Source organism: Rhodoferax sp. (genome assembly GCF_030653815.1).
Classification (GTDB): Bacteria; Pseudomonadota; Gammaproteobacteria; order Burkholderiales; family Burkholderiaceae_C; genus Rhodoferax.
Window position 1 is genome coordinate 45386 of sequence record NZ_JAURYQ010000006.1, and the last position, 21940, is coordinate 67325.

Annotated in this window: 22 protein-coding genes; 3 read left to right on the top strand and 19 right to left on the bottom strand. The window is 61.2% G+C overall.

Annotation, left to right across the window (positions count from 1 at the left end; all coding sequences use genetic code 11):
* Positions 1–10: 10 nt before the first annotated feature.
* The 15 genes from lepB to Q7U49_RS01400 form a co-directional block, all read right to left on the bottom strand.
* A complete protein-coding gene (gene lepB, locus Q7U49_RS01330; protein ID WP_304761948.1) occupies positions 11–976 on the bottom strand; it encodes a signal peptidase I in 966 nt (321 codons plus the stop codon).
* Positions 976–2787, bottom strand: coding sequence for a translation elongation factor 4 (lepA, locus tag Q7U49_RS01335; protein WP_304761949.1), 1812 nt, complete (start codon positions 2785–2787; stop codon positions 976–978). The genes lepB and lepA overlap by 1 nt, the downstream gene beginning before the upstream one ends.
* 245 nt (positions 2788–3032) lie before the next feature.
* Positions 3033–4511: a DegQ family serine endoprotease gene (locus tag Q7U49_RS01340; protein WP_304761950.1), complete on the bottom strand. Its 1479-nt coding sequence runs from the start codon at positions 4509–4511 to the stop codon at positions 3033–3035.
* Between the two features lie 39 nt (positions 4512–4550).
* Complete coding sequence (locus Q7U49_RS01345; protein ID WP_304761951.1) at positions 4551–5582, bottom strand: MucB/RseB C-terminal domain-containing protein; 1032 nt, start codon at positions 5580–5582, stop codon at positions 4551–4553.
* Positions 5579–6202, bottom strand: coding sequence for a sigma-E factor negative regulatory protein (locus tag Q7U49_RS01350; RefSeq protein WP_304761952.1), 624 nt, complete (start codon positions 6200–6202; stop codon positions 5579–5581). Before Q7U49_RS01350 ends, Q7U49_RS01345 begins: the two co-directional genes overlap by 4 nt.
* A gap of 51 nt (positions 6203–6253) precedes the next feature.
* On the bottom strand, positions 6254–6898 hold the full coding sequence (gene rpoE, locus Q7U49_RS01355) for an RNA polymerase sigma factor RpoE (protein ID WP_304761953.1): 645 nt from the start codon (positions 6896–6898) through the stop codon (positions 6254–6256).
* Positions 6899–7357, bottom strand: coding sequence for a hypothetical protein (locus Q7U49_RS01360; RefSeq protein ID WP_304761954.1), 459 nt, complete (start codon positions 7355–7357; stop codon positions 6899–6901).
* A 25-nt stretch (positions 7358–7382) separates the two neighbouring features.
* Positions 7383–8630, bottom strand: coding sequence for a beta-ketoacyl-ACP synthase II (gene fabF, locus Q7U49_RS01365; protein WP_304761955.1), 1248 nt, complete (start codon positions 8628–8630; stop codon positions 7383–7385).
* Positions 8631–8782: 152 nt separating this feature from the next.
* Complete coding sequence (acpP, locus tag Q7U49_RS01370; RefSeq protein ID WP_296160201.1) at positions 8783–9022, bottom strand: acyl carrier protein; 240 nt, start codon at positions 9020–9022, stop codon at positions 8783–8785.
* Between the two features lie 119 nt (positions 9023–9141).
* A complete protein-coding gene (fabG, locus tag Q7U49_RS01375; RefSeq protein ID WP_304761956.1) occupies positions 9142–9891 on the bottom strand; it encodes a 3-oxoacyl-ACP reductase FabG in 750 nt (249 codons plus the stop codon).
* On the bottom strand, positions 9888–10853 hold the full coding sequence (gene fabD / locus Q7U49_RS01380; protein ID WP_304761957.1) for an ACP S-malonyltransferase: 966 nt from the start codon (positions 10851–10853) through the stop codon (positions 9888–9890). The genes fabG and fabD overlap by 4 nt, the downstream gene beginning before the upstream one ends.
* Positions 10854–10911: 58 nt before the next feature.
* A complete protein-coding gene (locus tag Q7U49_RS01385; RefSeq protein ID WP_304761958.1) occupies positions 10912–11889 on the bottom strand; it encodes a beta-ketoacyl-ACP synthase III in 978 nt (325 codons plus the stop codon).
* A gap of 27 nt (positions 11890–11916) precedes the next feature.
* The gene (gene plsX, locus Q7U49_RS01390) at positions 11917–12942 is read right to left on the bottom strand and encodes a phosphate acyltransferase PlsX (RefSeq protein WP_304761959.1); all 1026 of its coding nucleotides are present in this window, start codon (positions 12940–12942) and stop codon (positions 11917–11919) included.
* Between the two features lie 115 nt (positions 12943–13057).
* Complete coding sequence (rpmF, locus tag Q7U49_RS01395; protein WP_304761960.1) at positions 13058–13240, bottom strand: 50S ribosomal protein L32; 183 nt, start codon at positions 13238–13240, stop codon at positions 13058–13060.
* A 117-nt stretch (positions 13241–13357) separates the two neighbouring features.
* Complete coding sequence (locus Q7U49_RS01400; RefSeq protein WP_304761961.1) at positions 13358–13903, bottom strand: DUF177 domain-containing protein; 546 nt, start codon at positions 13901–13903, stop codon at positions 13358–13360.
* Between the two features lie 26 nt (positions 13904–13929).
* Here Q7U49_RS01400 and Q7U49_RS01405 point away from each other — a divergent pair, with 26 nt between their 5' ends.
* Both Q7U49_RS01405 and Q7U49_RS01410 read left to right on the top strand, forming a co-directional pair.
* Positions 13930–14523: a Maf family nucleotide pyrophosphatase gene (locus Q7U49_RS01405; RefSeq protein ID WP_304761962.1), complete on the top strand. Its 594-nt coding sequence runs from the start codon at positions 13930–13932 to the stop codon at positions 14521–14523.
* Positions 14520–15275, top strand: a complete 756-nt coding sequence (locus Q7U49_RS01410; RefSeq protein ID WP_304761963.1) for an SAM-dependent methyltransferase — start codon at positions 14520–14522, stop codon at positions 15273–15275. The genes Q7U49_RS01405 and Q7U49_RS01410 overlap by 4 nt, the downstream gene beginning before the upstream one ends.
* A gap of 7 nt (positions 15276–15282) precedes the next feature.
* Here the strand turns inward: Q7U49_RS01410 and Q7U49_RS01415 are convergent, their stop codons facing one another.
* The 4 genes from Q7U49_RS01415 to Q7U49_RS01430 all read right to left on the bottom strand — a co-directional run bounded on the left by Q7U49_RS01415 (position 15283) and on the right by Q7U49_RS01430 (position 18434).
* On the bottom strand, positions 15283–16260 hold the full coding sequence (locus Q7U49_RS01415; protein WP_304761964.1) for a S49 family peptidase: 978 nt from the start codon (positions 16258–16260) through the stop codon (positions 15283–15285).
* A gap of 82 nt (positions 16261–16342) precedes the next feature.
* Positions 16343–16705 carry a Rieske 2Fe-2S domain-containing protein gene (locus tag Q7U49_RS01420; protein ID WP_304761965.1) on the bottom strand — a complete coding sequence of 121 codons (363 nt, stop codon included), beginning with the start codon at positions 16703–16705 and terminating at the stop codon, positions 16343–16345.
* Between the two features lie 22 nt (positions 16706–16727).
* The gene (locus Q7U49_RS01425; RefSeq protein WP_304761966.1) at positions 16728–17387 is read right to left on the bottom strand and encodes an HAD family hydrolase; all 660 of its coding nucleotides are present in this window, start codon (positions 17385–17387) and stop codon (positions 16728–16730) included.
* Positions 17388–17396: 9 nt separating this feature from the next.
* Positions 17397–18434, bottom strand: a complete 1038-nt coding sequence (locus Q7U49_RS01430; RefSeq protein WP_304761967.1) for an RluA family pseudouridine synthase — start codon at positions 18432–18434, stop codon at positions 17397–17399.
* Between the two features lie 521 nt (positions 18435–18955).
* On the opposite strand from Q7U49_RS01430, the gene Q7U49_RS01435 reads away from it, so the two are divergent.
* On the top strand, positions 18956–21901 hold the full coding sequence (locus tag Q7U49_RS01435; protein WP_304761968.1) for an Rne/Rng family ribonuclease: 2946 nt from the start codon (positions 18956–18958) through the stop codon (positions 21899–21901).
* Positions 21902–21940 lie beyond the last annotated feature (39 nt).

Sequence of the window (21940 nt, forward strand, 5' to 3'; positions counted from 1 at the left end):
TGTCTCCTGGTCAATTGAAAGAGCCGATGCGCTTGAGGTTACCGAAATTCAACCAGACAAAAAATGCCTTGCCCACGATGTTCTTGTCGGGCACAAAACCCCAGTAGCGCGAATCCAGTGAATTGTCGCGGTTGTCGCCCATCATGAAGTAATGCCCTGCGGGCACCTTGCACACCACACCTTCAATACTGTAGCGGCAATTGTTTTTGAATTCAAATTCATCCGTACCCGGAATGAACGCGGGCCGTGCCGGGTCGTTGAGCAGGCGGTGTGGCTGCGCTCCCAGGGTTTCCTCAAACTGCGGAAAGTAGCGCATGGTGTCTTCGTCAAAAAACTCGGGCAGCGCGTTGGTGGGCAGCGGCTTGCCATTGATGCTCAGACGCTTGTTGAGGTAGGCCACCTCATCGCCAGGCACGCCCACCACCCGCTTGATGTAGTCCAGGCTGGGCTTGGGTGGGTAGCGAAACACCATGACGTCACCGCGCTGTGGCGGGGTGCCTTCGGTGATCTTGGTGTTGAGCACGGGCAAACGCAGCCCGTAATGGAATTTGTTCACCAGAATCAGGTCACCGATCCACAGCGTCGGGATCATCGAGCCCGACGGGATCTTGAACGGTTCGAACAGGAAGGAACGCAGGATGAACACACCAATGATCACCGGGAACAATCCGGCGGTCCAATCCAGCCACCAGGGCTGCGCCAGAATGCGTTGCTTTCCCTCGGCCACATCCCCATCGACCTTGCTGATGCCCATCTTGCTGAGCTCGGCCTGGCGGGCCATGGTCTGCGCCTCCAGGGCCGCAGCGGCTTTCTGGCGGTTCGGCAAAAAATAAAACCTTTCGGCCAACCAGTAAATGCCGGTGACCACCGTGGCCAGAAACAGCAACAGGGCAAAGTTGCCTTCGAGAGCGCCAAAATACCAGGCGCCCACGTAACCGGCAAAGGCCGCCAGAATCGCGGCGGTGAGGGTCGACATCATGCGTCCACCTTCAAAATGGCCAGGAATGCCTCTTGGGGTACCTCGACCGAACCAATTTGCTTCATGCGTTTTTTGCCTTCTTTTTGCTTTTCCAGCAGCTTGCGCTTGCGCGAAATGTCGCCGCCATAACATTTGGCGATCACGTTCTTGCGCAGCGCCTTGATGGTTTCGCGCGCAATGATGTTGGCACCAATGGCGGCCTGAATCGCCACGTCGTACATCTGGCGCGAAATGACTTCGCGCATCTTGGCCACCACCGCGCGGCCGCGGTACTGCGACTGGGAGCGGTGCACGATGATCGACAGCGCGTCGACCTTTTCCCCGTTGAGCAAGATGTCGACCTTGACCACGTCGGCCGGGCGGTATTCCTTGAACTCGTAATCCATGGAGGCATAACCGCGCGAGACACTTTTAAGCTTGTCAAAGAAGTCCATCACGATTTCACCCAACGGCATGTCATAGGTGAGCACCACCTGACGGCCTTTGTAAGCCATGTTGAGCTGCACGCCGCGCTTCTGGTTGCACAGCGTCATGACCGGGCCGACATACTCCTGCGGCATGTACAGGTGCACGGTGACGATGGGCTCACGGATCTCGTCGAGGCGGCCCTGGTCGGGCATTTTGGACGGGTTTTCCACCATCTTGACCTCGCCGTCGACCGACACCACCTGGTAGACCACGCTCGGAGCGGTGGTGATCAGGTCCTGGTCAAACTCGCGCTCCAGGCGTTCCTGCACAATTTCCATGTGCAACAGGCCCAAAAAGCCGCACCTGAAGCCAAAACCCAGGGCTTGCGAGACTTCCGGTTCGTAGTGCAATGAGGCATCGTTGAGCTTGAGCTTTTCCAGGCTGTCGCGCAGGCCTTCGTACTGGTTGGCCTCGGTCGGGTACAGGCCGGCGAACACCTGCGGCTGGATTTCCTTGAAACCTGGCAAGGCTTCGGTGGCGGTGGCTGCTGCGCCACCACTGCCTGGCCGAATCAAGGTGATGGTGTCACCCACTTTGGCGGCCTGCAGTTCACGGATACCGGCAATGATGTAGCCCACCTCGCCGGCCTCGAGGGCCTGGCGCGGCTCATTGGCCGGCGTGAAGACACCCAGACTGTCGGCGTTGTAGGTGGTACCGGTGGCCATCATCTTGATGCGCTCACCCTTGGCCAAACGGCCGTCGACCACGCGCACCAACATGACCACGCCCACATAGGAATCAAACCAGCTGTCGATGATCATGGCGCGCAAAGGGCCCTTCGGGTTGCCCTTGGGCGGCGGAATGCGGGCCACCACGGCTTCCAGAATGTCGTCGATGCCCATGCCGCTTTTGGCCGAGCAGGCGATTGCCGCCGAAGCGTCAATGCCGATCACGTCCTCGATCTCCGAGCGGGCGTTGTCGGGGTCGGCGTTGGGCAGGTCCATCTTGTTCAACACCGGCACCACCTCCACGCCCAGGTCGAGTGCGGTATAGCAGTTGGCCACGGTTTGGGCCTCGACACCCTGGCTGGAATCCACCACCAGCAAGGCGCCCTCGCAGGCCGACAGGGAACGGCTGACCTCGTAGGAAAAGTCGACGTGACCGGGGGTGTCGATCAGGTTCAGGTTGTAGACCTGGCCATCGAGCGCCTTGTAGTGCAGCGCCGCTGTTTGGGCCTTGATGGTGATGCCGCGCTCTTTCTCGATGTCCATCGAGTCCAGCACCTGCGCTTCCATTTCACGCTCCTGCAAACCACCACAGCGCTGGATCAGGCGGTCGGCCAGCGTGGACTTGCCGTGGTCAATGTGGGCGATGATGGAGAAATTTCTGATGTGTTGCATCCAGGAAAACCGATTTAAGTGAGTAAGAGAACAACAGAAAAAAGGGCGCGTTCCAGAGAGACGCGCCCCGAACCAGGGAATTGGCTGCACCAAAGTAAAGTGCCCGATTGTAATTAAATCGGGCCCCACCCGATTAGATGCCTTGCGGGTCAGACCACTCGCGCAGCGACGTGCTCTGACCCCAACTAACTTGAGACCTTGCGGGTCAGACCACTCGCGCAGCGACGTGCTCTGACCCCAACTGATTAAGGATTGAATCGGAGCATGGTGTACTGGGCCCACTCGCCGCGACGGAAAAGAATGTTGACGGGTTTGGACTTGTCCTGCTCGGCGACCACCTTTTCAAAAGTGGCCACATTGGTCACCGGCACATTGGCCACGGCGACGATGACATCACCTTCGCGCAAACCACCGCGCGCGGCCGCCCCGCTGCTGGCCTTGACCTGAACGCCCCCGCTGATCTTCAATTCTTTTTTGGCCTTGTCCGTCAACTCGCTCAAGTCCAGGCCGAGCGCCTGGGCCATTTTGGATTCCGTGGCTTTGGGCGCTTTTTCAGGCGTTTTGGCAGCTGTCTTTTCGGGTTCGATCTCGGCAATGGTGACTGTCAAGTCCTTGCTGGCGCCACGGCGAAACACCGTCAGCGCACTCTTGACGCCCGGCTTGGTGCTGCCCACCATGCGTGGCAAATCACTGGATTTTTCCACCTTCTTGCCATCAAACTTGATGATGATGTCACCGGCCTCGACGCCCGCCTTGTCCGCTGGCCCGCCGGTTTCAACGCCGCGCACCAGGGCGCCATAGGGCTGCCCCAGGCCAATGGACTCGGCCACCTCCTTGGTCACCTGTTCGATTTGTACCCCGATGCGACCCCGCGTGACACGGCCGGTAGCGCGCAGTTGCTCGCTCACCCGCACCGCTTCGTCCATCGGAATGGAGAAGGAAATCCCCATGGAGCCGCCCGAGCGCGAGTAGATCTGGCTGTTGATGCCCACCACCTCGCCACGCATGTTGATCAACGGGCCGCCCGAGTTGCCCGGGTTGATCGCCACGTCGGTCTGAATGAAGGGCAGGTAGTCACCCGTGTCACGCTGCTTGGCGCTGACAATGCCGGCCGTCACCGAGTTCTCCAGACCAAAGGGCGAGCCGATTGCCATCACCCACTCGCCGACCCTGAGACGGCTCACGTCGCCCACCTTGACTGCGGGCAAGCCGGTGGCCTCGATCTTGACCACCGCCACGTCGCTGCGCTTGTCGGTGCCGATGATCTTGGCCTTGAATTCGCGCTTGTCGGTCAGGGTCACGAGCACTTCGTCCGCCCCGTCGACCACATGGGCATTGGTCATGATCATGCCATCCGACGTCAAGATGAAACCCGAACCGACACCGCGCGGCTGGTCTTCCTGGTTGGGACCTTGTCCATGTCCGGGTGGCGGCGCTTGCCGCGGACCGTTGGGCATGTTGGGAATGGGCAAACCAAAGCGGCGGAAGAATTCCAGCATGTCGGGGTCGATCTGACCCGGCTGGTTCTGCCGCGGCGTCACCTTCTCAAGGGTGCGAATGTTGACCACGGAAGGCCCCACCTGCTCCACCAGATCGGTAAAGTCAGGCAGCGCACGCGCCTGGGCAAACGCCGGGGACATTGGCAACATCGTGGTTGAGGCCGTGGCCACCACGGTGGCGCTCAAAACGCATGCGAACACGCTTTTTAAATTCAGTTGAATCATCTTCAGCCTTTTTGATAAAACACACATGGAAATGGAGACTTAACGAGTTCTTTCAAGACCCTTGGCAAGAAATGCCAGCGTCTGCGCAGGCACTTCGCCCACTGCGGTGACCCACCAATCATCAAGACGCCGCGTCAGCATGCGCGTGGCGCCCCGGGCCAGAGACTCATGGGACGTCAGGTGACCGTGTCGTTCAACATCGAATTTTTCAATAAATAAGGACACCGAGGCCAAGCCATCCGAAAAAACCCATTGCAAGGTGTTGGCATGGGGCCTGGACTGACTGGCACTGACACTGACACGTTGGTGGCAGGCCATGGATTCAAACCCTGCCAAATGGCCCTTGAATGACCAGCCCTCCTGCGCCGCCGAGGTCTTGCGCAGTTCAGGTTTAAGAACCTTGAAACCTTCGGTCTTGTTCATCAGGGCCACCAGGCTGGCCATGCTGACCGGCTCACCCAGCTGCAATTCCGAAAAGGCGGCCTGCTCCAACACGCCTTGGCCGGCGTCAAGGGTTTGCAGCTTGAGCACCACGCCGGTCTCACGATGGGTCCAGACCTTGTAGCCGTAGCGCAAGGCATCAACCGGCACCAACTGCACCACGTCAGACACCAGGCCGGCCACACGGTCCTGCCCCAGCGGCTTCAGTCCGTAATACCGCGCAATGGACGAATCGGCCCGGTTCAGCAAATTGGGAAAGAGGCCGAACGACTCACGGGTTTCAGCAATCACCAGTCGGCGTTCCGGCAAGAAGGTCGCGACCTGGTCGTTGCGACGAAACGTGGTGCGCGACTCCCCGGTCAGGGCATCGATGCGCTCCATTTGCTGCTGGCCATCGCACACATGCCAGATGCGGGATGAAGACAGGGTGTCGCCCGCGGTGACCACAAAGGTGCCCACATAGGATCTTTGCCTGGCTGCCTCGTGCAAGCGCACCAGCCAGCGGCTGATGGGCGCCTCTTCGGCCTTGCGCGGCTGAATTTTGACGGACAACGGGCCGGGGTCACCCTGCGCCCAAGTCAGGCCGGCACTGAACACCAGACCCAAAAAAACTACGGCGAGCCGGCTCAACGCGCGCCCTCTTCAAACGTGGCATTGCGCAGAAAACCGGTGGGCGCCTGCAAAGCAGAAGTGCCACCAAACTGGCGATGCGCCGCCAGCAGCGCGTCAATGTGCGGATCACGAATCATGACCGGCGCCGCTCCCCCGGCACCGGCCGCTGCCCCGGACTGCGCCAGGGTCACGGTCGCCGGGCTCGTGCGCGGTGCAGCGGCCAGTTGCTGGTCGGGGGCCACCAGCCCCTGAAAGCCCTGCCACGCCACCACGGTCACCATGGCGACCGATGCCAGGCCGACCACCAGGGGCCACCAGCGGTCGTTGGCGCTGGGCTTGGCGGTACTGGTGAGCGTGCCATGAATTTTTACCGGGTCAGGCGCATCCTGCAAGGCAGGGAGCGCAGGTTCCTGTTGCAGCCTGGCGCGCAGCCGCAACACAAAATCGGCATCATGGGGGCGCACGTCGGCTTGCCCGGTGCGCATGGCATCGCCCACGACGTGGTAGCTGTGCCAACGTTGGCGCGCCTCGGCGCTTTCGTCCAGCAGCGCCATGGCCTGGGCAAATTCGGTGCCGCGCAATTGACCGTCGACCAAGGCCGAAACCAACGCATTGTTTTCAATCAAGCTGTCTGTCATGCTCGTCCATGCCTCTGTCGTGATGCCCTGCCTGGGCCCAAAAATCCTTGATTACCACCGCTTGCCCGTCTGCTTTTCCAGCATGGGTTTCACCTTGCTGGAAACCGCCTCGCGCGCTCTGAAAATGCGCGAACGCACGGTGCCCAGGGGGCAATTCATGACCTCGGAAATTTCCTCGTAACTCAATCCATCGATCTCGCGCAGCGTCAAGGCCTGCTTCAAATCGTCAGGCAAAGCCTCCAGTGCCGCATTCACCGCCTGGCCAATTTCCTTGGCCGCCAATACCGATTCGGGTGTCTCGTCTGTGCTTGGTTCACTTCTGCGTTGAAAAGTTTCATCGTCCTCGTCATTGCCTTGCAAAGCGCACTGAAATACCGCAGGATCGTTCTTGAGCTTGAGCAAGAAGCGTTTGGCAGTGTTGACGGCAATGCGGTACAGCCAGGTGTAAAACTGCGCATCGCCGCGAAACTGGTGCAGTGCCCGGTAGGCGCGAATGAAGGTTTCCTGGGCAATGTCCTCGACCAGATCAACGTCGCGCACCATGCGCCCGATCAGGCGCTCGATGCGACGTTGGTACTTGATGACCAGCAGTTCAAAGGCGCGCTGATCGCCGGCCACCGCCCGCTCGACCAGCATGGCATCACTGTCGCCGGGCTGCGGCGTGACGTCTGAGCCTGGATCTTGGTCGGCAGCCATTCAGACCTCTGGCAACGCGGCCAAACGGGAAGGGTCGGCGTGTGCCGCAGGACTGAACAAGGCGCGGCGCAAGGCCAGCCAGCGCGCAGGCTGCGCCTGTTGCGCCGGCCAGACCCACCGCGCCAGCCCGGTTTCAGGCCGCAAACAGAGCAGCAGGCTGTGCTGCACGTCCAGAATCACCTGCGGCGTCACAAGCAGGTTCAAGGCGCCCGCCTGCAAGCGCCATTCCTGGCCATCCCAAACCACCTGCGCCCGGGGTGTGTGCAGTTTGCTCCAAAGCGCCCAGCCACAAAAACCCAACCAAAGCAGCCAAGCCAGTCCCTGAACCGGCCCATGTGCGTCAGACAGCAGCCACCAGGCGCCTTCCGCCAAGGCGCCTGCCAGGCCGACCGCCAAGGTCAGGCCCGCCTGAAAATGCGAACGCCCCACCGGATAAGTCACCGCTGGGGCGTTGTACATGGGCGGGTGCGCTCAGACTGGAACGTCAGGGCGCCCGCTTGAAAACCAGCGACCCGTTGGTACCGCCAAAGCCGAAGTTGTTCTTGACCGCCACCTCGATCTTCATGTCACGCGCCGTGTTGGCGCAGTAGTCCAGGTCACATTCAGGGTCCTGGTTGAAGATATTGATCGTGGGGGGGCTTTTCTGGTGGTGCAAAGCCAGCACCGTGACCACAGACTCCAGCCCGCCGGCGCCACCGAGCAGGTGACCCGTCATGGACTTGGTGGAATTGACCACGACGTTTTTGGCGTGATCACCCAAAGCTGCCTTGATGGCGTTGGATTCATTGACGTCACCCAGCGGTGTGGAAGTGCCGTGCGCATTGACGTAGTCGACCTGATCGGCATTGAGGCCGGCATTGTTGAGGGCGCTGACCATGGCGCGGCGTGGGCCGTCCATGTTGGGCGCAGTCATGTGACCCGCATCGGCACTCATGCCAAAACCAGCCAGTTCTGCATAAATTTTGGCGCCGCGTGCCTTGGCGTGTTCGTATTCTTCGAGCACCATGACACCGGCACCTTCGCCCAACACAAAACCATCGCGGTCTTTGTCCCAGGGGCGCGAAGCGGTGGCAGGGTCGTCGTTGCGGGTGCTGAGGGCGCGCATGGCGGCAAAACCACCCACACCCAAGGCCGAAACCGTGGCCTCGGAACCGCCCGCCACGACCACATCAGCGTCGCCGTACTCAATCATACGGCCAGCCTGACCTATGCAATGCAGGCCGGTGGTGCAGGCGGTCACAATGGCCAGGTTCGGGCCCTTGAAGCCAAAACGGATGGACACGTGGCCGGCAATCATGTTGACGATGGTGGACGGCACAAAAAATGGCGAAATGCGGCGTGCGCCGCGCTGCACAAATTCGGTGTGCACGTTTTCGATCATGGGCAGGCCACCAATGCCGGAGCCGATCACGCAGCCAATGCGCGTGGCCAGTTCGTCACTCAAGGCCTCGCCCGTGGGCAGGCCGGCGTCCGCCACAGCCTGCGCCGCTGCGGCAATGCCAAAGTGAATGAAGGTGTCCATGGTGCGCGCCTCTTTGGCGCTCATGTAGGACTCGATGTCAAAGCCCTTGACCTCGGCTGCGATTTTGCAGTTGAAAGTGGAGGCGTCGAAGTGGGTGATCAAGCCCACACCGGACTGACCCGCCAGCAAATTGGCCCAGGTCGTGTCCACCGTGTTGCCAACGGGACTGACACAACCCAAACCGGTAACGACAACGCGACGACGAGGCATGTTCATAAGCAGTCAGTGGTTCGTCCGAATGGAACCCCACCCCAGGACGGGACGGGATGAAAATTAGGTACTGCCAGCATCCAGACACCTGTCAATGACCGGCATGTGATGCTGACCATGGCGCCACCCCTGCAGGGCGCACGCCCTCAGGATTACGCTTTTTTGTGGTTGGTCGCGTAGTCGACGGCGTTTTGCACCGTGGTGATCTTTTCAGCATCTTCGTCCGGAATTTCAATGCCGAATTCGTCTTCCAGTGCCATCACGAGTTCAACGGTGTCCAGGGAGTCTGCGCCCAGATCAGCCACGAAGGCTTTCTCGTTGGTCACTTGGGATTCTTCAACACCGAGTTGTTCGGCAATGATTTTTTTAACGCGTGCTTCAATATCGCTCATGGGTTCCCTCAAAGGGTTGTGAAAAGATCCGTGATTTTAGCCGGGCTTGGAGAGCACTCCTGAACCCGGCGGCCGTACGGATAACGCGGCTTTATTGTGACATCAATGGCGCCTGGCCTTCAGGCCATGAACATACCACCATTGACGTGCAATTCTTGTCCTGTGACGTAAGCCGCCTGCGGTGACGCCAGGTAAGACACGGCGTGCGCGATGTCAGCCGGCTTGCCCAGGTGACCCAGGGGAATCTGGCTCAGCAAGGCCTTTTGCTGCTCGTCGGCCAAGTTGGCGGTCATGTCGGTTTCAATGAAACCGGGCGCAATGCAGTTGACTGTGATGTTGCGCGAGCCCAGTTCACGCGCCAGGGCACGCGTCATGCCGGCCACACCCGCCTTGGCCGCCGCATAGTTGGCCTGGCCCGGGTTGCCCGAAGCCCCGACCACCGAGGTGATGCTGATGATGCGGCCGTAGCGCTGCTTCATCATGGTGCGCATGACGGCGCGACTCATGCGAAAGACCGCCTTGAGATTGGTGTCAAGCACGGCATCCCATTCGTCATCCTTCATGCGCATGGCCAGGTTGTCGCGTGTGATGCCGGCGTTGTTCACCAGAATCTGCAGCCCGCCGTGTTCCTTGACGATGCTGTCGATCAGCGCATCCACGCCGGTCGGGTCATTGACATCCAGCACCCGACCCGTGCAGCCAGCGTGGCTTGCCAGCGACTGCGACACCTTGGCCGCACCCTCTGCCGTGGTGGCGGTGCCGATGACTTTGAGGCCACGCTCGGCCAGGATGAGCGCAATGGCGGCACCAATGCCGCGTGAGGCGCCCGTGACCAGGGCCACCTGGCCTTCAAATTTGATTTCGCTCATGTTGTTTGCGCATCCAGAATAAAAGTTTTGACGTCAGTCAGGCTGGCCAGATCAAACAAGGGCAAGCCCTGCATCTCGGCGTTGATGCGCTTGGTCATGCCGGCCAGCACCTTGCCCGGGCCGCATTCGACCAGGGTGGGCAAACCGCGCGCACCCAGCGCCTGCACGCACTCGACCCAGCGCACCGGGCCAAAGGCCTGGCGAAACAGCGCATCGCGGATCCGGTCGGCGTCCTGCTCCACAGCCACATCGATGTTGTTGACCACTGCAATTTGAGGCACGGCAAAAACCGTAGCCTGCAGTTTTTCCTTGAGCTTGAGCGCGGCCGGCTTCATCAGGCTGGAGTGAAACGGCGCCGACACCGGCAAGGGCAAGGCGCGCTTGGCACCCAGCGCTTTCAGTGCCACGCAGGCCTGCTCAACAGCCGCCTTGGAGCCCGCGATCACAGTCTGGCCAGGGTCATTAAAATTGACAGCTTCGACGACTTCAGACGAACCAGGACCAAAAGAGGCTGTGACTTCAGCACAACCGGCACTGACCCTGGCAGCATCCATGCCCAGAATGGCGGCCATGGCGCCCACGCCCACCGGCACGGCGTCCTGCATCGCCTGGGCCCGAAATCGCACCAGCGGCGCCGCTTGAGTCAGCGTCAGGACACCGGCAGCCACCAGCGCCGCATACTCACCCAACGAGTGACCCGCCAGGGCTTGTGGCGCCACACCCACCTCGGTCATCCAGACCCGGTAGGCGGCCACACCGGCCACCAGCATCACCGGCTGGGTGTTGGTGGTGAGCGCGAGCGCCTCCTTGGGGCCTTCCTTGATCAGCAGGCCGATGTCTTCGTTCAGGGCATCAGAGGCTTCCTGGACGGCGGCGCGCACTTGCGGGTGATCGGTCCAGCCGTCAAGCATGCCCACAGACTGCGAGCCCTGGCCCGGAAATACAAATGCAAAAGGTTTCATTTTTGTCAGATAGAGATGAGAGGCAATACTTTACCCCGTAAGCGACAAGTGGCGTCGCTTACAGCTTCAGCAGCACAGCACCCCAGGTAAAGCCACCACCGACGCCTTCGAGCAGCAAGGTTTGCCCGGGCTTGACCTGGCCATTGCGGACTGCGGTGTCGAGCGCCAGCGGGATTGAGGCCGCCGAGGTGTTGCCGTGCTGATCCACCGTGACCACCACCTTGTCCATGGGCAACTTGAGCTTGCGCGCGGTGCTCTGCATGATGCGGATGTTGGCCTGGTGCGGGATCAGCCAGTCGATGTCGGCATCGGTCTTGCCCGCCTTGGCAAGGACAGCGCGTGCCGATTCTTCGAGCACACCCACCGCCAGCTTGAAGACCGCCTGGCCGTCCATGCGCAGCAACGGGTCACCCAGAATACTACCGCCACAAACATGCCCGGGCACACACAGGATTTTGGTGTAGCTGCCATCGGCATGGATGTCGGTGGCCAGAATGCCGGGCTCAGTGGACGCCTCCAGCACCACCGCGCCGGCACCGTCGCCGAACAGCACGCAGGTGGTGCGGTCCTTGAAGTCCAGAATGCGCGAAAAAACCTCGGAGCCAATCACCAGCGCCTTGGTCGCGGTACCCGACTTGATCAGGGCGTCGGCAATGGTCAAGGCGTAAATGAAGCCGCTGCAAACCGCTTGCACGTCAAATGCCGCACCGCCCTTGACGCCCAGCTTGCCCTGCAAAATGCAGGCGGTTGAAGGAAACACCATGTCGGGGGTCGACGTGGCCACAATGATCAGGTCGATGTCCTGGGCCTGGACACCCGCCGCCTGCAAGGCCTGGCGCGCTGCATGCAAGGCCAGGTCGCTGCTGGCCATGTCAGCATCAGCGAAATGCCGGGCGCGGATGCCGGTGCGCTCAACGATCCAGTCATCGCTGGACTCCACGCCCTGGGTCGCCAGTTCAGCCACCAGATCTGCATTGGTGAGACGCCGCGGCGGCAAATAACTGCCGGTACCGGTAATGCGAGAGTAGATTTTCATGAATCAAGCCGAGGAAGTCGTCTGCGATTAAATGGGCACGTCATCACTTGCCAACAGCGGAGCGGCATGGGCAATCCGAACCCGAACACGATCTAACAAATTATTGCGGGCTGCATCATACGCCCGCGTCAGGGCATAGCCAAAAGCCATCTGGTCGGCTGAGCCATGGCTCTTGAACACCAGACCACGCAAGCCCAACAGGGCGCCGCCGTTGTAGCGCCGATGGTCCATGCGTTTCTTGAGTGCGGCAATCACCGGGTAGGCAGCGAGGGCGGACATTTTGGTGAAAATATTGCGCGAAAACTCTCTCTTGAGAAAGTCCACGATCATGCCGGCCAGGCCTTCGCTGGCCTTGAGCGCGACGTTGCCGACAAAACCGTCACACACCACGATGTCGGCCGTGCCCTTGAAAATGTCATTGCCTTCGACATTGCCATGAAAGTTGAGGTCACCGGCCTTGCCAGCGGCGCGCAGCAATTCGCCGGCCTTCTTGATGACTTCATTGCCCTTGATGGCTTCCTCGCCAATATTGAGCAGGCCAACACTGGGGTTGTCCTCGCCACTGAGCACCGACACCAGCGCCGAGCCCATCACGGCAAACTGCAGCAAATGTTCGGCTGTGCAATCCACATTGGCCCCCATATCGAGCACCGTGGTGGCGCCACCCTTGGCATTGGGGATTTGCCCGGCAATGGCGGGGCGGTCAATGCCGTCCAGGGTTTTCAGCAGGTAACGGGAAATCGCCATCAGGGCGCCGGTATTGCCCGCAGACACTGCGGCCTGAGCAGCGCCGTCCTTGACCTGCATGATGGTCACGCGCATCGATGAATCTTTTTTGCGCCGCAGCGCAACTTCGAGCGGATCATCCATGGTGACCACTTCACTGGCCAACACCACGGTGGCCCGCGCGTGGGAAAAACCCGTCATGCTTTGAGGCAAACCGACCAGGATCAAGTGCACGTCGGGGTGCTGATCCAGAAAACGGGCACACGCAGGCAGAGTCACCTCAGGCCCGTGGTCGCCCCCCATGCAGTCAACAGCAATAGTGATCATGAATAACAGGTCGCCCAACAAACATCAAGGACGAGTCCGACAGGCATCAGACTCAAAAAAGCAAAAGCCCGGGGCTACACGTTGGGTAGCCCCGGGCCTTGGGTGCCTGACAGCGTTAGGCTTCAGTCTTGCTCTTGATCACCTGACGGCCACGGTAAAAACCATTCGGGCTGATGTGGTGACGCAAGTGGATTTCGCCCGTGGTGGCTTCCACAGCGATGCCGGGCACGACCAAAGCGTTGTGCGAACGGTGCATACCGCGCTTGGAAGGGGACTTTTTGTTTTGTTGGACGGCCATGTTCCGCTCCTTAAGGCTATAAGCTGCCGGAGTGGCAGCCGTTGAAAATGATTAAAAAGCGCACGTCGTGGTGCGCGAAGACCGCAGAGTATAACCCAAGGCGGAGAACTTCGAACCTTAAAGTTTGCCGGCACCTTTCAGACCAGCCAGCACCGCAAAGGGGCTCGGCTTGGGCGAGGGCGCCTCAAAGTCAGGATCCACCGCCGTCAGCTTGACCGGCAAGGGGCAGGTGTCATGACGCGGCACCGCCGGCAAATCCATCAGCACCTCGTCTTCAATCAGCGCCGCCAGGTCAAAGTCCCGGCTCAACACCAGCACATCTTCTGGAGACTCATCATCTTCCTGTTCGGCCTGCGCTTCGGTTTCGACAAAGCGGAAAGCCCGTTCGATCTGCACCGGCACATCCACCGGCCCGAGACAACGCTGACAGGTCAGGGGCAGACTGGTGCTGACACTCAAATATAACCAGGGCTGCAGCTGCCCTTTTGCGTCGGAAGCAAGCTCGCCCCGCGCCGTCCAGTTCAGCGTGTTCTGCCCGCCAAGACTCTGCGTTTCTTCCATCAGGCGCTCGTAATGGGCCAGCACGTCCTGGCCGGAAAGTTGTTGCGAGGCTTGTCCGGCGTGTTTGACGTCGATTTTGGGAGGGCGTTGGTAAGTCGTCATGCCCCGCAGTGTAAGAGAATCGGGGCATGACTGAACCATTCCCACGCCAGATCATCCTGGCCTCTACCTCTGTTTACCGCCGCCAATTGCTGGAACGGCTGCGGCTGCCATTTACCGTGATCGCCTCGCAGGTGGACGAGGCAGCGCTGCCCGATGAGGGCCCGGCGCCTCTGGCCCGCCGCTTGGCGTTGGCCAAGGCGCAAGCGGTCGCCGCGCAGCATCCTGACTGCTTGGTGATCGGCTCCGACCAGGTGGCCGACCTCCACGGCGAAGCGCTGGGCAAGCCCGGCATCCACGCGCGCGCCGTGGCGCAATTGCAGCGCATGCGCGGGCAGACCGTCATTTTTCAAACGGCTGTCGCGGTGGTGTGCCAGGCCACCGGCTTCGCCCAAACCGAGCTTGCAGCCGTCAAGGTCCAATTCCGGGACCTGAGCGACGCTCAGATCGAGCGCTACCTGCTGGCCGAGCAACCGTACGACTGCGCCGGCAGTGCCAAGAGCGAAGGACTCGGCATTGCCTTGCTGGCGCGCATTGACAACGACGATCCGACTGCGCTGGTCGGCCTGCCGCTGATCCGCACCTGCCACCTGCTGGAAGCCGCCGGGCTCGCAGTGTTATGAAAGGCCGGCTCTACCTGGTGCCCGCGCCGTTGGACTTTGGCTGCAGCCAAAGCGCTGATTTGCGCGACACCCTGCCCATGGGCACCCTCACGGTGGCCGCCAGTCTGGCGCACTGGGTGTGTGAAAACGCCAAGTCGGCGCGCGCCTACCTGAAACGCGTCAACGAGATCACGCCGCTGTGCCAGCCGATCCAGGCGCTGTCGCTGGTGGAGCTGCCACGCGAAGTGCACAAGAAAGGCGACCACAACGGCAATTTCGATGCCCGCGCGCTGTTGCAACCGGCGTTTGACGGGCACCACATGGGCCTGGTCAGCGAGGCCGGCATGCCCGCCGTGGCCGACCCTGGCTCGTCGGTGGTCAGGGCCGCGCATGATCTGGGCATCACGGTGGTGCCGCTGGTGGGGCCGGTGTCACTGCTGCTGGCCTTGGCCGCCAGTGGCCTGAACGGCCAAAATTTTGCTTTTGTGGGCTACTTGCCGCAGGACCCGCAAGAGCGCGTGCAGCGCATTCGGGAACTGGAAGCACTGGCGCTCAAAAGCGGCCAGACCCAGCTTTTCATTGAAACGCCCTATCGCAACCTGGCCATGTTTGGGGCCCTGCTGCAAACCCTGCAGCACAACACCCGGCTGGCCATCAGCAGCGGGCTCACGCTGGCGAGTGCCAGCATTGCCAGCGACAGCATCAAGAACTGGAAACACAAAGCGGTGGCGGTGAACAACGCCACGCCAGCCGTGTTTGCCATCGGCCGCTGAGCTGGCCTTAATGCGGGGCCGCGCCGGCCTTCAACGCCGACATGACCCCGGCGCCCATGGCCACGCCAAAACGTTTGACCAGCCGCTCGGCCACGTTGTCACGGCGCGTGTAATCTATGATTTCCTCGGCCTTGACTACTTCGCGCGCGACAAAATCCAGGCTGCCCAGCTGGTCGGCCAGTCCGATCTCGACGGCCTGCTGGCCGCTCCAGAACAAACCACTGAAGGTCTCGGGGGTTTCTTTCAGGCGCTCGCCGCGCCCTTCCTTGACCACCGCAATGAACTGCTGGTGGATCTGATCGAGCATGGCCTGGGCGAAGACGCGTTGGGTCTCGGTTTGTGGACTGAAGGGGTCCAGGAAGCCCTTGTTTTCACCCGCCGTCATGAGCCGGCGCTCAACTCCCAGCTTGTCCATCAGGCCGGTGAAGCCAAAGCCATCCATCAACACGCCAATGCTGCCCACAATGCTGGCTTTGTCCACAAATATCTTGTCGGCCGAGACCGCAATGTAATAGGCCGCCGAAGCTGCCGACTCCTCCACCACGGCGTAGACCGGCTTGTTGTGCAGGGCTTTCAGGCGTTTGATTTCATCGTTGATGATGCCGGCCTGCACCGGACTGCCACCCGGAGAATTGATCAGCAACACCACCGCCAGCGCCCCTTCATCTTCAAAAGCAGCACGCGCCGAGGCCACCACCAGCTCGGCACTGGCCTCGGCGCCGGAAGCAATTTCACCCTTGATTTCAATCACGGCCGTGTGGGGCGTCGTCACATTTTGGGTATTGACCCCTTCGCTGAAAGCCAACCAGGCCAAGGTCACAAACACCAGCAGCCAGGCCAGCCGCACAAAAGTACGCCAGCGGCGTGCCAGCCGCTGCTCCTTCAAGCTGGCAAAAACCAGTTTTTCCAGTGTCGCACGCTCCCAGCCCGGGGTCTCCTGAAGGCCGGGGCCACCCCCCTTTTTTGACGCTTCGCTGGCTTTCATGGTGGACTCCGACGCTGAAGTCCGCTCAGGTTCGGACGCACCGGGCGATGGCTCTGCGGGGTCAATGACAGGTTCGTTCATATTAAAGAGGCAGTTGAAATTTATCGGAAGTATGCCAGTGCACCAGACCCTCGGCCTCGCTCACCTCAATTTTCACCAGGCCACCACGGCAGGGCCCCAGGCGGCATTGGCCAGTCTGCGGCGCGTAAGTGGCGCCGTGGGTCGCGCACATCAGTGAGTGCCCGGACAGGTCAAAAAACTCATTTGGCTGGAAGTCCATTTCCATCGGTACATGGCTGCAGCGGTTCAGGTAGGCATAGACGCTGCCTTGGTAACGCACTGCAAAAGCCGCCTGATTCTTGCCGAAGTAGCGCACCTTGAAGGGCACGGCCAGGCTGCTGTCTGCCAGTTCGTGTGACTGACACAGCAAAATCGCTTGGGTCATGCGGGGCGCTCAGACATGGGTATCAGGCATGGATATGCAGCCAGTCATGCAGTTGCGCCACATCGTGCACCACCGCCAGGGGTTTGAGTGCGACAAACGCCTCCGGTTCATGCGCGCCGTAGCTCACGCCCACACTGGCGCAGCCGGCATTGAGTGCCATTTGCAGGTCATGGGTGGTATCGCCAATCATCAGCGTGCGCTCGGGTGGCACGTCAAATTCGGCCATCAGTTCACGCAACATCAAAGGGTCGGGCTTGCCAGCCGTTTGATCGGCGGTGCGTGAGGCATCGAACGTGCCTGCCAGCGTGGAGGTAGCCAGGGCTTCATCGAGTCCGCGGCGGCTTTTGCCGGTGGCCACCGTCAGCAGGTGGCCGCGGGCCTTGAGCGCCGCCAGCATCGGCAACACGCCCTCAAACAGGCTGATCTCATGCTGGATCGCAAAATAATGGTGCCGGTAGCGGTCACCCAACAAGGGGTAACGCTCTTGGGGTACATCAGGCGCCGCGTGAGCGAGCGCCTGCATCAAACCCATGCCAATCACATAGGAAGCTGCCTCATCGCTGGGTTTTTGGCCCCCCACGTCCAGCACGGCGGCCTGGATGCAGCGGGCAATGATGGCGGTGGAGTCAAACAGGGTGCCATCCCAGTCAAAGGCGATCAGGTCAAAACGGCGAAAAGTCATGTGAAAGGGTCAGAGTGATGGGCGCACTGGCGCCGGGTTTGAAAGAAATTGGGACAGCTCAGACGGCAACTCTGCCAGAATTTCCAGGCGTTCACCGCTGACGGGGTGATTGAACTGCAAACGCCAGGCGTGCAAAAACATGCGTTTGAGCCCTGGCTTGGCGCCCGCACCGGCCAGGGTCTTGTTCAGGTCGAAGTCGCCGTATTTGTCATCCCCCAGAATCGGATGGCCTTCGCTGGCCAGATGCACCCGAATCTGGTGGGTGCGTCCGGTCTTGATGGTCACCTCCAGCAGCGTCCCCTGCGGCAGCTGCTCACGCACCTTGACCAGGGTCACCGAAGGCATGCCATCGGCGTTATCACGCGCCACCACCTTGACGCGGCGCTCACCTGCCTGGGCGTCTTTGCCATCCAGCAAATACTTGTGCAAGGGCTTGTCGAGCACCTTGAGCTTGGCTGGCCAGGCGCCGCGCACCATGGCCAGGTAGGTTTTGCCGGTCTGGCGCTCGCGAAACTGGTCCTGCAGGTTCTTTAGCGCGCTGCGTTTTTTGGCCACCAGCAAGATGCCGCTGGTTTCACGGTCCAGCCGGTGCACCAGTTCCAGGAATTTGGCCTGGGGGCGGGCCATGCGCAATTGCTCGATGACGCCAAAACTCACGCCCGAACCGCCGTGCACTGCCACCCCGGCGGGCTTGTTGATCACCAGCAGGTGCTCGTCTTCGAGCAGCACCGCAAAGTCACGCGCCGGCACGCCGCGCGCCGTGCCCTGGGCCATGGCCTGCGCCTTTTCAGCCACCCGCTCGGAAATGCGCACCGGTGGCAGACGCACCAGATCACCCTCATTCAGCCGGGTGTCGGCGCCCACCCGGCCTTTGTTGACACGCACCTCACCACTGCGGATCAGGCGGTAAATATGGGTTTTTGGCACCCCCTTGAGATGGCGCATCAGGAAATTGTCGACACGCTGGCCAGAGCTGTCCTCATCGATGCAAACGGTTTTAACCTGGGGTGCTGGCGCAGCGGGTTTGCCCTCTATAATGACTTTCACTGGGGGTGTGCTGTAAGTGGTTGATTTAACGAATCATTCATTCTTTATGTCGGTGAAGTTTAGTTCACACGCCGCTTGCCCCGCCAGAAAAGTCGATACCGCCTGACACCTTGCCCGCAAATGGCTGACCCATTGTCAGTCATGGCAGAGTGGGTGAAGGGTCAAAACGACGCAATGAAACCCTGATATGGAATACCCAAAATTCACAGACCTGTGCTGTGAATGGATTGAAGCGATATGTTTGTGTTGATCAACCTGATGTGTAATTGCCTGCAGCGCGAAACCGCGCTGCTGCTCGGCATTTATCAGGCATCGGCGCCCGCCAAACGGACGCAAACAGCTATTATATCAATAGCAAAACCAACACCCATCCCGATCGCTCCCCTCCACGCGCCCACACCCAGACTCACAACTTGAGTCCGGGCTCTCCGGCTATTTCCGCCTCGTTTCAAAGCGTCAGTTCGTGTATCAATGCTCGTCATGAGCAGTTTGTTGCTATTTGAATTGAAGGAACGCGACCCATGAAACGGATGCTGATCAACGCGACGCAGGCAGAAGAACGCCGCCTCGCCATTGTCGATGGACAAAAATTACTCGACTACGAAATCGAAATTGAAGGGCGCGAACAGCGCAAGGGCAATATCTACAAAGCCGTGGTGACACGCGTGGAGCCCTCACTGGAAGCCTGCTTTGTCGATTACGGCGAAGAGCGTCACGGCTTTTTGCCGTTCAAGGAAATCTCCAAACAATATTTCCAGCAAGGTGTAGCGGTCAGCCAGGCGCGCATCCAGGACGCCATCCGCGAAGGCCAGGAACTGCTGGTGCAGGTGGAAAAGGAAGAGCGCGGCAACAAGGGTGCAGCGCTGACCACATTTGTCTCGCTGGCCGGTCGTTATGTGGTGCTGATGCCCAACAACCCGCGCGGTGGTGGTGTTTCGCGCCGCATCGAAGGCGAGGACCGCGCCGAGCTCAAGGAAGCGCTCGACCAGCTCGAATACCCCAACGGCATGAGCATCATTGCCCGCACGGCCGGCATCGGCCGCGCCGCGCCTGAGCTGCAATGGGACCTGAATTACCTGCTCAAGCTGTGGTCGGCCATTGATGGCGCTGCCAAGGGCGGCAAGGGTGCGTTCCTGATTTACCAGGAATCGAGCCTGGTGATTCGCGCCATCCGCGACTACTTCAACCACGACATCGGCGACATCCTGATCGACACCGACGACGTGTACGAACAAGCCCAGCAGTTCATGGCGCACGTCATGCCCGAGCACGCCGCCCGCGTCAAACGCTACCGCGACGACGCGCCGCTGTTCAGCCGCTTCCAGATCGAGCACCAGATCGAGTCGGCCTATGCCCGCACCGTGACGCTGCCCAGCGGCGGCGCCATCGTGATCGACCACACCGAAGCACTGGTCAGCGTGGACGTCAACTCGGCCCGCGCCATCAAAGGCGGCGACATCGAGGAAACCGCCACCCGCACCAACCTGGAAGCCGCTGACGAAGTGGCACGCCAGGCGCGCCTGCGCGACCTCGGTGGCCTGATCGTCATCGACTTCATCGACATGGAAGAAAGCCGCAACCGCCGCGAAGTGGAAAACCGCCTGCGCGACGCGCTGCGCCAGGATCGCGCTCGCGTGCAGTTTGGCACCATCAGCAAATTCGGCCTGATGGAAATGAGCCGCCAGCGGCTGCGCCCGGCGCTGTCCGAAGGTGCTTCCATCCCCTGCCCGCGCTGCGGTGGTTCGGGCCACATCCGCGACACCGAATCGAGCGCGCTGCAAATTTTGCGCATCATCCAGGAAGAGTCCTTGAAGGACAACACCGCCTCCGTGATGTGCCAGGTGCCCGTGGAAGTGGCGTCGTTCTTGCTGAACGAAAAGCGCACCGAGATCGCCAAGATCGAGCTCAAGCAGCGCATCAACGTGCTGATGGTGCCCAACAAGTCGCTGGAAACACCCAACTACCGTCTGGAACGCCTGAAACACGACGATCCGCGCCTGGACAACATCCAGGCCAGCTACAAGATGGCCGATGAGGTCGAAGAAGCCACTGCCGTCACACGTCGCTCACAGGAACCCACCAACCGGCAAACCCCGGTGATCAAAGGCGTCTTGCCTGACGCCCCCGCACCTGTGGCCATCCCCAAACCCGAGCCTGTGAAAGCCGCCACGCCGGTGGCACACCCGACCAAGCCTGTTGCAGCGCCTGTGGTGGAGGAAACAGGTTTCTTCGGCTGGCTGAAGAGCCTGTTTGGTGCTGCCCCTGAGGCCACCCCTGCCGCCCCGGTGGCCGCAACCGCAGCCAAGGACGAGACCCGCGCACCACGTGACGGCCGCCCAGGCCGTGACGGCGCGCGTCGTCCGGACGGCCGTGGCGAAGGTCGCCCTGAAGGACGTGGTCCGCGCAGCGAAGGACAAGGCCGTGGCGGACGCGGCGAAGGTCGCAGCGACAACCGGGGTGGCAACCGCTCCGGCCGCCCTGACCGCAATGGCGCCGGCAGGGACCGGACCGAAGTGCAAAACGCCTTGGACGCAGGTAACGCCGCACCCGAACCGGGCACCACGGTCGACACCGCAGCACGTGGCGAACAACGCCCCGAGCGCGGTGGCCGCAACGCCGAGCGCGGCGACCGTCCGCCACGCACCGAGCGCGGTGGCCGCAACGCCGAGCGCGGCGATCGTCCGCCACGCACCGAGCGCGCGCCCCGCGCCGAAGAAGAGCCTCGCAACGTGGAAGCAGTTGTCAACACCGCGACCGAAGGTGCAGACAGCGCTGCCGATCAGCCCGGTGCAGACAACACCATGCGTGATGAAAACGGCGCACCCAGGGAGAAACGCTCGCGTGACCGTTATGGCCGCGACCGCAAGCCCCGCGCTGAGCGCAACGAGTCACCCGAGCAGCCCAGCCAGGAGCCTCAAGCGACTGAAGCAAGCGCTGAACAGGAGCCCGTGCGCAAATCGTACTTCAGCGTGCCTGCAGCCAGCAGCCAGCCCGACACGGTGGTGGCAGCGCCAGCAACACCCGCACCGGTTGCAATTGACGTAACGCCTGAGCCGGCAGCATTGCCCGCCGCCGTGGCAACGCCCGAAGTCGCGCCTGCGGTGTTGGTCGCGGCTCCGGTTGCTGCAGTGGTCGCCGCACCGACACCGGTTGCTGCGGCGGTCGCTGCCCCAGTGGCTGCCGCGCCTGCAGCACCGACCAAGGCCATGCCCGCCGTGCAGCCCTTTGCCTTGCCGCTGGAAGAATTGGCCCAAGTGGCCGAATCATCCGGTCTGCAGTGGGTGCAATCGGATGCCAGCAAAGTGGCCATGGTGCAGTCGGCGATTGCCGCAGCGCCCAAGCCGGTGCATGTGCCACGTGAACGTGCGCCCGTGCCGGTGCTCGACAACCAGCCACTGGTACTTGTGGAAACCAAGCGCGACCTGCGCGACCAGAAGCTGCCGTTCGAGCAGACCGAACAAGCCTAAGCGCTGACACCCCAAAAAAGGGCACCTGCGGGTGCCCTT

Coding starts and splice junctions, on each gene's coding strand:
- lepB (WP_304761948.1), bottom strand. CDS start 976: ATGTCGACCCTCACCGCCGCGATTCTGGCGGCCTTTGCCGGTTACGTG.
- lepA (WP_304761949.1), bottom strand. CDS start 2,787: ATGCAACACATCAGAAATTTCTCCATCATCGCCCACATTGACCACGGC.
- Q7U49_RS01340 (WP_304761950.1), bottom strand. CDS start 4,511: ATGATTCAACTGAATTTAAAAAGCGTGTTCGCATGCGTTTTGAGCGCC.
- Q7U49_RS01350 (WP_304761952.1), bottom strand. CDS start 6,202: ATGACAGACAGCTTGATTGAAAACAATGCGTTGGTTTCGGCCTTGGTC.
- rpoE (WP_304761953.1), bottom strand. CDS start 6,898: ATGGCTGCCGACCAAGATCCAGGCTCAGACGTCACGCCGCAGCCCGGC.
- Q7U49_RS01360 (WP_304761954.1), bottom strand. CDS start 7,357: ATGTACAACGCCCCAGCGGTGACTTATCCGGTGGGGCGTTCGCATTTT.
- fabF (WP_304761955.1), bottom strand. CDS start 8,630: ATGCCTCGTCGTCGCGTTGTCGTTACCGGTTTGGGTTGTGTCAGTCCC.
- acpP (WP_296160201.1), bottom strand. CDS start 9,022: ATGAGCGATATTGAAGCACGCGTTAAAAAAATCATTGCCGAACAACTC.
- fabG (WP_304761956.1), bottom strand. CDS start 9,891: ATGAGCGAAATCAAATTTGAAGGCCAGGTGGCCCTGGTCACGGGCGCC.
- fabD (WP_304761957.1), bottom strand. CDS start 10,853: ATGAAACCTTTTGCATTTGTATTTCCGGGCCAGGGCTCGCAGTCTGTG.
- Q7U49_RS01385 (WP_304761958.1), bottom strand. CDS start 11,889: ATGAAAATCTACTCTCGCATTACCGGTACCGGCAGTTATTTGCCGCCG.
- plsX (WP_304761959.1), bottom strand. CDS start 12,942: ATGATCACTATTGCTGTTGACTGCATGGGGGGCGACCACGGGCCTGAG.
- rpmF (WP_304761960.1), bottom strand. CDS start 13,240: ATGGCCGTCCAACAAAACAAAAAGTCCCCTTCCAAGCGCGGTATGCAC.
- Q7U49_RS01400 (WP_304761961.1), bottom strand. CDS start 13,903: ATGACGACTTACCAACGCCCTCCCAAAATCGACGTCAAACACGCCGGA.
- Q7U49_RS01405 (WP_304761962.1), top strand. CDS start 13,930: ATGACTGAACCATTCCCACGCCAGATCATCCTGGCCTCTACCTCTGTT.
- Q7U49_RS01410 (WP_304761963.1), top strand. CDS start 14,520: ATGAAAGGCCGGCTCTACCTGGTGCCCGCGCCGTTGGACTTTGGCTGC.
- Q7U49_RS01415 (WP_304761964.1), bottom strand. CDS start 16,260: ATGAAAGCCAGCGAAGCGTCAAAAAAGGGGGGTGGCCCCGGCCTTCAG.
- Q7U49_RS01420 (WP_304761965.1), bottom strand. CDS start 16,705: ATGACCCAAGCGATTTTGCTGTGTCAGTCACACGAACTGGCAGACAGC.
- Q7U49_RS01425 (WP_304761966.1), bottom strand. CDS start 17,387: ATGACTTTTCGCCGTTTTGACCTGATCGCCTTTGACTGGGATGGCACC.
- Q7U49_RS01435 (WP_304761968.1), top strand. CDS start 18,956: ATGAAACGGATGCTGATCAACGCGACGCAGGCAGAAGAACGCCGCCTC.